Annotated in this window: 9 protein-coding genes; 4 read left to right on the forward strand and 5 right to left on the reverse strand. The window is 73.1% G+C overall.

What is annotated here, in order from left to right; all coding sequences use genetic code 11:
• Positions 1-131: 131 nt before the first annotated feature.
• From ACFRFC_RS38000 to ACFRFC_RS38020, 5 genes are read right to left on the reverse strand one after another with little or no spacing between them, the layout of a single operon-like run.
• Entirely contained in the window at positions 132-1,442 is a 1,311-nt protein-coding gene (locus ACFRFC_RS38000) for a DUF58 domain-containing protein (RefSeq protein ID WP_382681133.1), read from the reverse strand.
• Positions 1,442-2,431: an AAA family ATPase gene (locus ACFRFC_RS38005; protein WP_382682045.1), complete on the reverse strand. Its 990-nt coding sequence runs from the start codon at positions 2,429-2,431 to the stop codon at positions 1,442-1,444. Before ACFRFC_RS38005 ends, ACFRFC_RS38000 begins: the two co-directional genes overlap by 1 nt.
• Positions 2,431-3,624 (reverse strand): DUF4350 domain-containing protein, encoded by a 1,194-nt coding sequence (locus ACFRFC_RS38010; protein WP_382681136.1) that lies wholly within the window; start codon positions 3,622-3,624, stop codon positions 2,431-2,433. Before ACFRFC_RS38010 ends, ACFRFC_RS38005 begins: the two co-directional genes overlap by 1 nt.
• Entirely contained in the window at positions 3,621-4,334 is a 714-nt protein-coding gene (locus tag ACFRFC_RS38015; protein WP_382681138.1) for a DUF4129 domain-containing protein, read from the reverse strand. Before ACFRFC_RS38015 ends, ACFRFC_RS38010 begins: the two co-directional genes overlap by 4 nt.
• 4 nt (positions 4,335-4,338) lie before the next feature.
• Positions 4,339-5,694, reverse strand: a complete 1,356-nt coding sequence (locus ACFRFC_RS38020) for a glycerophosphoryl diester phosphodiesterase membrane domain-containing protein (RefSeq protein WP_382681140.1) — start codon at positions 5,692-5,694, stop codon at positions 4,339-4,341.
• 140 nt (positions 5,695-5,834) lie between these two features.
• Here ACFRFC_RS38020 and mtnA point away from each other — a divergent pair, with 140 nt between their 5' ends.
• From mtnA to ACFRFC_RS38040, 4 genes are all read left to right on the forward strand, one after another.
• Positions 5,835-6,965, forward strand: a complete 1,131-nt coding sequence (gene mtnA, locus ACFRFC_RS38025) for an S-methyl-5-thioribose-1-phosphate isomerase (protein ID WP_382681143.1) — start codon at positions 5,835-5,837, stop codon at positions 6,963-6,965.
• Positions 6,966-7,265: 300 nt separating this feature from the next.
• Positions 7,266-7,955: a two-component system response regulator MtrA gene (gene mtrA / locus ACFRFC_RS38030; protein WP_355939974.1), complete on the forward strand. Its 690-nt coding sequence runs from the start codon at positions 7,266-7,268 to the stop codon at positions 7,953-7,955.
• A gap of 1 nt (position 7,956) precedes the next feature.
• Positions 7,957-10,014 (forward strand): MtrAB system histidine kinase MtrB, encoded by a 2,058-nt coding sequence (mtrB, locus tag ACFRFC_RS38035; protein WP_382681148.1) that lies wholly within the window; start codon positions 7,957-7,959, stop codon positions 10,012-10,014.
• A gap of 67 nt (positions 10,015-10,081) precedes the next feature.
• On the forward strand, positions 10,082-11,077 hold a 996-nt coding region (locus tag ACFRFC_RS38040), incomplete at its 3' end, for a GerMN domain-containing protein (RefSeq protein WP_383112704.1).

Genomic DNA, 11,077 nt, shown 5'->3' on the forward strand with positions numbered 1-11,077 from the left:
GCCGAACAAATATTGGGAAAACCCCGCATCTTCGGATGCGGGGTTTTCTGCGTTTGAAGTGGATTTGTTGGTGGATTTGTTGAGGGCCCGTGCAGGGCCCTCTTTCTTTTTACAGGCGGCTTACAGGCGGCTTACAGGCGGCCCGCTGTTTTCAGGGCCAGGTATGCGTCTGCCAGGGCCGGGGCCAGTTCATCGGGGGTTGCGTCCACGACGGTGACCCCGTGGCGGCGCAGTTGTTCTGAGGTGCGTTGGTGTTCGGTTTGGGCCTGGGCTGCGGCTGCTGCTTCGTAGATGGCATCGATGGTGCCTCGGGACTTCGACATGTCGGCCACGTGAGGGTCGGCCACGGAGGCCACCAGGACCGTGTGGCGTTGGGTGAGCTGCGGGAGGACCGGGAGGAGGCCCTCTTCGACCGGGGCCGCGTCGAGGGTTGTCAGGAGGACGATCAGGGAGCGGCGGGGGGTCGTACGGAGGGCTGTCGTGGTCAGGCCACGGGCGTCTGTTTCGATCAGTTCGGGTTCCAGGGTGGCCATGGCGTTGACCAGGGAGGGGAGGAGGTCGCCGGAGGTGCGGCCCTGGACCAGGGCGCGGACCCGGCGGTCGTAGGCCAGGAGGTCCACTCGGTCGCCCGCGCGGGAGGCGAGGGCGGCCAGGAGCAGGGCGGCGTCCATGGCGGCGTCGAGGCGGGGGGCGTCGCCCACACGGCCGGCGGAAGTGCGGCCCGTGTCGAGGACCAGGAGGATGTGGCGGTCTCGTTCGGGGCGCCAGGTGCGTACGGCGACCGTGGAATGGCGGGCGGTGGCGCGCCAGTCGATGGAGCGGGTGTCGTCGCCGGGGACGTACTCGCGCAGGCTGTCGAATTCTGTGCCCTCGCCTCGGGTGAGGACGCTGGTGCGGCCGTCGAGTTCGCGGAGGCGGGCCAGTTTCGAGGGGAGGTGCTTGCGGCTGGTGAAGGGGGGCAGGACGCGGACCGTCCAGGGGACCTTGTGGGTGCCCTGGCGGGTGAAGAGGCCGAGCGGGCCGTAGGAGCGGATCGTCACGCGGTCGGCGTGGTGGTCGCCGCGGCGGGTGGGGTGCAGGCGGGTGGTGGCGCGGCGGCGTTCGCCGGACGGGATCGTGAGGCGGTGGCGGGAGGATTCGACCTCGGTGCCGGGGTGCCAGCTGCTGGGGGGCCAGGCGTCGCGGAGCTGGGCGCGCAGGGGGCGGCGGGACGGGTTGGTGACCGTCAGGGTGACGTCCGCGGGCTCGCCGAGGCGGGCGGAGGTGTCGCCGCTGCGGGACAGGCCCAGGCGGCGTACGGGGGCCGCCAGGGCGAAGTCGCAGGCGCAGGCGAGGGCCAGCGGGGCGTTGACCGCGAGGAGACCTGTCCAGCCGGGGTCCCAGAGGCCGACGGGGAGGGAACCGAGGGCCGCGAGGAGCGCGGCGCGTCCGGTGAGCGCCATCAGCGGGGGACGGGGACGTGGGCGAGGATCGCGTTGATGACGGAGTCGGCCGTCACGCCCTCCATCTCGGCCTCCGGGCGGAGCTGTACGCGGTGGCGGAGGGTGGGCAGGGCGAGGGCCTTGACGTCGTCGGGGATGACGTAGTCGCGGCCGGTGAGCCACGCCCACGCGCGCGAGGTGGCCAGCAGGGCGGTCGCGCCGCGCGGGGAGACGCCCAGGGTGAGGGACGGCGACTCGCGGGTGGCGCGGCAGATGTCGACGACATATGCCGTGATCTCGGGGGAGACGGTCGTCTTGGCGACCGCCGCGCGGGCCGCTTCCAGGGCGGCGGGGCCCGCCACCGGGCGGATGCCGGCCGCTTGGAGGTCGCGGGGGTTGAAGCCGTCGGCGTGTCGCGTCAGGACGTTGATCTCGTCCTGGCGGGTGGGGAGGGGGATGGTGAGTTTGAGAAGGAAACGGTCCAGCTGGGCTTCGGGGAGGGGGTAGGTGCCCTCGTACTCGACGGGGTTCTGGGTGGCGGCGACCAGGAACGGGTCCGGGAGGGGGCGGGGTGTGCCGTCGACCGTGACCTGGCGTTCCTCCATGGCCTCCAGGAGGGCGGACTGGGTCTTCGGGGGCGTGCGGTTGATCTCGTCGGCGAGGAGGAGGTTGGTGAAGACCGGGCCGGGCTGGAAGGAGAACTCGGCGGTGCGGGTGTCGTAGACCAGGGAGCCGGTGATGTCGCTCGGCATGAGGTCGGGGGTGAACTGGACGCGCTTGGTGTCGACGTCGAGGGCGGCGGCGAGGGCGCGGACCAGGAGGGTCTTGGCGACGCCGGGGACGCCTTCGAGCAGGACGTGGCCGCGGCAGAGCAGGGCGACGACCAGGCCGGTCACGGCGGGATCCTGGCCGACCACGGCCTTGGCGATCTCGGCGCGCAGGGCTTCGAGGGAGGCCCGGGCGGTGCCCGGATCCCCGCTCGGCCCGGCGTTGTCAGTGGTCGGGTCCATCATGGACGGCGTACCTCTCTTTCGAGGGCGTCGAGTTGGTCGGCGAGGGCGATGAGTGCCGTGTCGTCGCCGGGAGGCGGTCCGAACAGCGGGGTGCGCAGGTCCCGGCCGTCGCCCTGGAGATGGGCGGACAGGGCGGGGAGCAGGGCTTCGGGCGTGTGGGCCCGGGCGGCGGGGAGTCCGACGAGGGGGGCGAGGCGCGTGCGGGTCGTGGAGCGAAGAGCGGCTGCCGCGCGGTCGCGGGCGTTCGCCTTGCGGTAGAGGCGGGCGCGGCCTTCGACGGTTTCGGAGGCGCGGATCGCGACGGGGAGTTTCTCCGGTACGAGGGGGCCGAGCCGGCGTGCCCGCCACAGGGCGGCCAGGGCCGCGGCGACGAAGAGTTGCAGGGTGCCCCAGAGCCAGCCGGACGGGAGCAGTTCGAAGAAGCCGCGTTCGTCGTCGGTGGTGGCGGTGGTGTCGGCGAGGGAGGGGAGGTACCAGGTCAGATGGGGACGGGAGCCGAGGAGTTGGAGGGCGAGCGAGGCGTTGCCCTGCTCGTCGAGGCGGTCGTTGAGGAGGATGTCGGGCGCGCCGAGCAGGACGGTGTCGCCGCCTCCGGAGGGCTGCGGGAGCCGGACGAGGGTGGCCAGGCGCTGGCTGAAGTAGCACTCGTCGGCTTCGGGGTGGGTGGTGGAGTAGCGCAGGCCGCCGGTCTCGGCGGGACCCGCGCTGCGGGCGGCGGGCAGTGCGCAGTCCGGGTCGAGCGTGGTGTCGAGGCTGGTGGCGGGGTCGACGTACATGCCGGGGGCGAGGCGTTCGACGGACGATATGCCGGCGGCGACGAGGATCGTGCGGCCGCCGGAGGAGGTGGTGTCCTCGTGGAGCCGGGACTGCTGGGCGGGGGTCAGCAGGTCGGGGTCGGCGACCAGGAGGGTGGTGTCGGGGCCGGCGGCGGCGCGGGCCTCGTCGAGGGTGGTCACCACGCGCGTGGACACGCCCCGGTCGGCGAGGAGTTCGGCGAGGGCGCGGCTGCCCTGGGGGTCGGCGGAGCGCGGGTCGAGGGCGCCGTGCTGGGCGTCGGAGCGGACGACGGCGATCGCGATGGCGCCCGCGAGGAGGAGGACGACGGCGAGGGCGATGCCCCGGCCGCGGGTCCACAGCCGGCGTCCGGTGGGCGAGGCCGAGGTGGTGGGGAGGGTGGCCTCGGTGGTCATCCGGCGGCTCCCTGGCGGGTGGTGTGGTCCGCGCTGCTGGCGCTGGTGAGCTGGGGTTTGGTGCGGTCCAGGTCCGTGTCGAGTGCGGCGATGTGCCGGTACGACGCCTCCGTGGCCGTACGGCCGCCGTATGTGACGTCGTCGAAGTGCCGTGCGGTGGCGCGCAGTCGGTCGGCGTGGGCGGGCAGGGCGCGGCCCGCTTCGGCGGCGGCCTCGTCGGCGGTGCGGCCGGGGCGGGCGTCCAGGAGGGCGCGTTCCTCCAGGGCGCGCACAATGGCGCGCATGCGTTCCTGGACGGCCTGGCTCCAGTGGCCCTGGGCGGCGTGGGCCTCGGCGGCGGCGCGGTGGTCGGCGGCGCTGCGGGGGCGGTCGTCGAACAGGGCGGCGGAGGTGGCGGGTTGCCGGCGAGGGGTGCCCAGGCGCCACCACAGGGCGGCCAGGAGCGCCACGACGACCAGGATGACGGCGATCAGGCCGATGGTGCCGCCGGGGGTGGCGGCCGACGCGCTGCCGAACAGGTCGCCGAGCCAGTCCCAGAAGTTGTCCAGGGCGCGTTCGAACAGCCCGGGGTCGTCCTCGTGGTACATGCGTTTGGCCAGTTCGCGCTCGGCGGCCTCGCGCGCGGGATCGCGCGGGACGGTGAGCGGTGGCTCGTCGGCGTTGCGTGGCAGCGCCGACAGCGCCGTGGTGAATCCCCCCGCCGAGATCACCGCATCAGCTCCTGGGGGCGGCGGCGTAGCCCTGGACGCCGGCCGCGCGGGCCAGGTCGAGGTCGAGGGCCTCGCGGCGGATGCGCTGGTCGATGTAGAGGAGGACCAGCACGCCGGCCGTGATCGGGAGCGTGATCATGGATCCGATCACCGATCCGATGCCGCCGATGACGAGGAAGGTCCAGCCCAGGCCGGTGCCGGACTCGATGAAGGCGCTGATGCCCCCGCCGTCGACGGTCGCGCCGATGAGGACGAACGGGACCACGACGATCATGGCGATGACGTTGGCGATGACCAGGGCGAGCAGCTGGATGCCGAAGATCCGCCACCAGGAGCCGCGCACGAGCTTCAGGGACCGGGCCATGGCCTTGGTGATGCTCTGCTTCTCCAGCATCAGGGCGGGCGTGGCGAGGGAGAGGCGGACCATCGTCCACAGGGCGACCACGGCGGCGCCGATGATCAGGAGGGTGGAGAAGGCGACCGCGGCGCTGCCTCCGCCCGCGGCGGCGACCAGGATGCTGGGCACGGCGCCCAGGGCGACGATGCCGACGAGGATGAGCAGCAGCAGGCCGATCAGGCCGAACAGCCGCAGCACCTGGGGCCGGGCGTCGCGCCAGGCCTCGGCCGTGGTCACGGACTTGCCGAGCACCGCGCGGCTGGTGACCGTCGCCAGCAGGGCGGTCGCGGCGATGGTGCCGATCAGCGAGATCACGAAGATGACGAAGTTGGCGGCCATGGCCTCGCCCGTGGCGCGAGTGAGTTCGCCGAGGGTGGCGTCCGGGTTGTCGAGGGCGGAGGTGTCCAGGAGGTCGTTCAGCAGGAAACCGCGGACCAGGACGACGACGATCTCCGTGAGGACCGCGACGGTCAGGGAGATGCCGAGGACCGTGCGCCAGTGGGTGCGCATGGTGGAGACCGCGCCGTCGAGGATCTCGCCGACGCCGAGGGGGCGCAGCGGGATGATGCCGGGCTTGGCGGCGGGCGGGGGGCCGCCCCAGGGGGTGCCCCAGCCGCCGGGGCCGCCAGGGCCGCCGTACGGGGCGGGGCCGCCGGGGGCGCCTCCCCAGGCTCCGTGGGCGGGGCCGGGGGCGCCGGGGGGCGGGGTGCCCCACCCCGGGCCGGGCGGTGGGGGTGGCGGGGCCTGGCCCGGCTGCTGCGGGCCGGTGGGCGCGGACCACTGGGCCGGGGGCGGCTGTTCCTCGGACCACTTCGGGCCGGGGCTCTGTGGATCCGCGCCGGGCTGTTCGGCGGGCTGCGCGGGGCCGGGCCGGTCGGACGGCTCGGCGGGGCCGGACGCGCCGGGTGCCCGCCCGTCGGACGGGGCGGATCCGGGCGAGGCCCAGCCCGGAGTGTCGTTCATCGTGGCTCCTTCATGGTGCCCGACCGCGGTCGCGGCGGCGGGTTGGCCAACATCGTGCCATGGGGGAGTTGCCGGGGGGCCGGCCGAGGTGGGGGCTGCGCATCTTCAATGGTCCGCGGTCCACGGGGCAGACTGACCGCATGGCTGATCAGTACGCGCAATCCGGCGAGGACAACCGGCCCACCGAGATCCCGGCGATCCGCTGGGACGAGCCACCAGAGGGGCCCGTACTGGTCCTGCTGGATCAGACCAGGCTGCCGGCCGAGGAGGTCGAGCGGGTGTGCACGGACGCGCCCGCGCTGGTGGAGGCGATCCGTTCGCTGGCCGTCCGCGGGGCGCCGCTGCTCGGTATCGCGGGGGCGTACGGCGTCGCGCTCGCCGCCGTGCGCGGGTTCGACGTGGACGAGGCTGCCGATGCGCTCGCGGGTGCCCGGCCCACCGCGGTGAATCTGTCCCTGGGGGTGCGGCGGGCGCTCGCCGCGCACCGGGACGCGCTCGCCCGTACCGGCGACGCCGGGCAGGCCGCCGCGGCGGCGCTGGCCGCGGCCCGGCGACTGCACCGGGAGGACGCCGAGGCCAGCAGGCGCATGGCCGGGCACGGGCTGGCGCTGCTCGACGAACTGCTCCCGGGCGGCGGGCACCGCGTCCTCACGCACTGCAACACCGGTTCGCTGGTGTCGGGCGGTGAGGGCACGGCGTTCGCGGTGGCGCTCGCGGCGCACCGGGTGGGTCGGCTGCGTCGGCTGTGGGTGGACGAGACGCGCCCGCTGCTCCAGGGCGCCCGGCTGACGGCGTACGAGGCGGCGCGCAGCGGCATGGCGTACACGCTGCTCACCGACAACGCGGCGGGGTCGCTGTTCTCGGCCGGTGAGGTGGACGCGGTGCTGATAGGCGCCGACCGGATCGCGGCGGACGGCTCGGTGGCGAACAAGGTGGGGAGCTATCCGCTCGCGGTGCTCGCGCGCTACCACCATGTGCCGTTCATCGTGGTGGCGCCGGTGACGACGGTCGACGCGGACACCGCGGACGGGGCGTCGATCGAGGTCGAGCAGCGGCCCGGTTTCGAGGTCACCGGGATCGTGGCCCCGCAGGCGCCGGTGACGGGGGCCGGGGTGCCGGTGGCGCCGCTGGGGACGCAGGCGTACAACCCGGCGTTCGATGTGACGCCGCCGGAGCTGGTGACGGCGATCGTGACGGAGGAGGGGGTGCTGTCGCCGGTCACGGGGGAGGGGCTGGCGGAGTTGTGCGGGAGGGCGCGGGGGGTGTGGTGACGGGGAGCCAGGGCTGTCGTTCGGATCCGGTCTGATCCGGACGGAAGGCCCTGGGGGTTGTTGTCGCCGTCCCGTCTGTTCGAGGGGTCTGGCTTCGCGGCGGTGAATCGGATGACGTGCCGTTCATGGGGGCAAAACCGGCACGTCGTGGGGACGGGTCCGGGCCGCTGGAATCGGGTGGGGATGTGCTCCTGACCTCCACCGCTGAGGACAGGGGCAGACAGTGACCGCCGGGTACGACTATGGTCACGAGGCAGTGACGTGTCTCACCTGCACCTTCGCCACCGTTATGAGAATGGGATGATGTCGTTTATGAAGGGACGAGTCCTTGTCGTCGACGACGACAGCGCACTGGCCGAGATGCTCGGCATCGTGCTGCGTGGTGAAGGTTTTGAGCCGTCTTTCGTAGCCGACGGTGACAAGGCGCTGGCCGCGTTCCGGGAGGCCAAGCCTGATCTGGTGCTGCTGGATCTGATGCTGCCCGGGCGGGACGGTATCGAGGTGTGCCGCCTGATCAGGGCGGAGTCCGGGGTGCCGATCGTGATGCTCACGGCGAAGAGCGACACCGTGGATGTGGTTGTCGGGCTGGAGTCCGGCGCCGATGACTACATCGTCAAGCCGTTCAAGCCGAAGGAACTGGTGGCGCGGATCCGGGCGCGTCTGCGGCGCTCCGAGGAGCCGGCGCCCGAGCAGCTCGCCATCGGGGATCTGGTGATCGATGTCGCCGGGCATTCGGTGAAGCGGGACGGGCAGTCGATCGCGCTGACGCCGCTGGAGTTCGATCTGCTGGTCGCGCTGGCGCGCAAGCCCTGGCAGGTGTTCACGCGTGAGGTGCTCCTAGAGCAGGTGTGGGGCTACCGGCACGCGGCGGACACCCGGCTGGTGAACGTGCATGTGCAGCGGCTGCGCTCCAAGGTGGAGAAGGATCCGGAGCGGCCCGAGATCGTGGTGACCGTCCGCGGTGTCGGTTACAAGGCCGGGCCGAGCTGAGATGTCCGGGGACAGTGCTGCTTCGGCGCCCGGCAGGACCGGGGCCGGCGCGGGGCGGCCTGTCGGCCGGAAGACGGCGGGCTCCCGCTGGGGACGCCTTTTGGAGGGCGGACTGCTCCAGGGCGGTGTGCAGGGCAGCCCGGTCCTGAGGCTGTTCATGCGCTGGGTGCGCCGGCCGCTGCTGCCCGTGATGCGGCTGTGGCGGCGCAACATCCAGCTCAAAGTCGTCGCCACCACCCTGCTGATGTCCCTGGGCGTGGTGCTGCTGCTCGGTTTCGTCGTCATCGGGCAGGTGCGCAACGGCCTGCTGGACGCCAAGGTGAACGCGTCGCAGAGCCAGGCCACCGGAGGGTTCGCCGTGGCCCGGCAGCAGGCCGACGAGGCCGCCGCCGTACCCGGCGACGAATCCGCGGTCGACGGGCGGCCCGCGCAGAACGTCATCCAGTGGATGAGCGACCTGGTCTCCTCGCTGTCCAGCGGCGGACAGGGGGCCTTCGACGTCGTCACGCTGCCCGCGGGCAGCGACAGCGGCAACGGGCGCGGGCCGCGTGCCTCCGGCGGGGTCGACCCCAACAAGAGCGTCCCGGAGGACCTGCGCACGCGCGTGAGCGCCAACACGGCCGCCGCGCAGAGCTACACCCGGATCACCTACAGCGGCACCGACAAGGAGTCCCAGCCCGCCCTGGTCATCGGCAAGGAGGTCAACGACCCCAACGGTGACCCGTACCAGCTGTACTACCTCTTCCCGCTCACGCAGGAGGAGAAGTCGCTGAGCCTGGTCAAGGGCACGCTGGCGACCGCCGGGCTGTTCGTCGTCGTCCTGCTGGGGGCCATCGCCTGGCTCGTGGTGCGGCAGGTCGTGACGCCGGTGCGGATGGCGGCGGGGATCGCGGAGCGGCTCTCCGCGGGGCGCCTCCAGGAACGTATGAAGGTCACCGGTGAGGACGACATCGCGCGCCTGGGCGAGGCGTTCAACAAGATGGCGCAGAACCTTCAGCTGAAGATCCAGCAGCTGGAGGACCTGTCGCGGATGCAGCGCCGGTTCGTGTCCGATGTCTCGCACGAGCTGCGTACGCCGCTGACGACCGTGCGGATGGCCGCCGACGTCATCCATGAGGCGCGCGTGGACTTCGACCCGGTCACCGCGCGGTCGGCGGAACTGCTCGCCGACCAGCTCGACCGGTTCGAGTCGCTGCTGTCGGACCTGCTGGAGATCAGCCGGTTCGACGCGGGCGCCGCCGCGCTGGAGGCCGACGCGATAGACCTGCGTGAGGTCGTGCGGCGGGTGGTCAGCGGGGCCGAGCCGCTCGCCGAGCGCAAGGGCACGCACATACGCGTCGTCGGCGACCAGCAGCCCGTGGTCGCCGAGGCCGACGCGCGGCGCCTGGAACGCGTGCTGCGCAATCTGGTCGTCAACGCCGTCGAGCACGGCGAGGGCAAGGACGTCGTGGTCAGGCTCGCCTCGGCGGGCGGCGCGGTCGCCGTCGCCGTACGGGACTACGGCGTGGGCCTCAAGCCGGGCGAGGCGACCCGCGTGTTCAGCCGTTTCTGGCGTGCGGACCCGGCACGCGCGCGTACCACGGGCGGAACCGGTCTCGGCCTGTCCATCGCCCTGGAGGACGCGCGGCTGCACGGCGGCTGGCTCCAGGCGTGGGGCGAGCCGGGCGGCGGCTCGCAGTTCCGGCTGACGCTGCCCAGGACGGCGGACGAGCCCTTGCGCGGCTCCCCGATACCGCTGGAACCCAAGGACTCACGGCGAAATCGCGGCCTCAACGCGGCCGGTCCGCCGCGCGGGGGCGAGAAGACCGCCACGGTGCCGGTGCAGCCCACCGGGGAGATATCGCCGCTGGCCCGCCCGTCCGCCGCCCCGACCGCCGACCCGACGGCCCTGCCCGGCAACGGCGCGCGCGTGGTGCCCCGGCCGGCCGGGGGCGCGGTACGGCCACACGACGATACGACCACGACCGCCCCGGACGGGGTACGCGGCACGGCATCGGACCGCCCGGGGACACGGGTGGCGGAGCCGGGCCGGCAAGGGGAGGCGACGCGTGGCCGGTGACCGTGAGGGGCGCGCCCGGCGCGGGTCCGCGAGCGTGATGGCGTACATGCGACAAGTCCGGGAGCCGATGCGTCGGCAACGCGCGCACGCGCGCGTGATGGCGTACGCGGCCGGGGGCACCCTGCTGCTGGCCGGCTGCGCCTCGATGCCCGACCACGGCGATCTGCGGGGTGTCGAGTCGACGCCCCGGCAGGACACGCAGGTGCGGGTGTTCGCCGTGCCGCCGAGCGAGGACGCGGCGCCTCCGGACATCGTGCAGGGCTTTCTGGAGGCCCTGACCAGTGACGATCCGCACTATGAGACGGCCAAGCTGTATCTGACGACCGACGCGGCGCGGGACTGGGAGCCGGAGGCGTCCACCACCGTGCTCGCCGACGGGCCCGCCACCACGGCCGACCTCGCGGGCGGCCGGGACGACGGCACCGCGTACTCGTTCACGCTGACCGGCACCCGGATCGCCCTGGTCGACGGCCAGCATTCGTACACGCCCGTGGACGGCGACTACGCCCGCCAGGTGCACCTCGCCAAGGACAGCAAGACCGGGCAGTGGCGCATCGACAGGCTGCCCCAGGGCGTGGTCATGGGCCAGTCGGACTTCCAGCGCAACTACACGTCCGTCAACAAGTACTACTTCGCCTCCGACACCGTCGCCGCGACGGGCGCGCAGCCGGCCGCCGTCGCCGCCGACCCCGTGTTCATCCGGCGGCGCGTGGACGCCATGACGCAGATGGTGCAGTCCCTGCTCGCCGGGCCGACCACCTGGCTGGACCCGGTCGTCAGGTCGAGCTTCCCGAGCGGTACGGAGCTGGAGAAGGACGCCACCCTGACGCCCGACGACCAGAACAAGCTCACCGTGCCGCTGAACGACAAGGCGGCCGGGGTCAGCACCGCCAAGTGCGAGGAGATGGCCGCCCAGCTGCTGTTCACGCTGGGCACCATCACGCCCACCGTGGACCGGGTCGAACTCCAGTCCGGGGGCCGTCAGTTGTGCTCGCTCGCCGAGGACGGCGCCGACGCGGTCGCCGCGCGGGGCTCCGCGGAGGCGCCCGAGTACCTGTACTTC

Origin of the sequence: Streptomyces sp. NPDC056734, assembly GCF_042790455.1 — a bacterium.
In the GTDB taxonomy this organism is placed as follows: domain Bacteria; phylum Actinomycetota; class Actinomycetes; order Streptomycetales; family Streptomycetaceae; genus Streptomyces.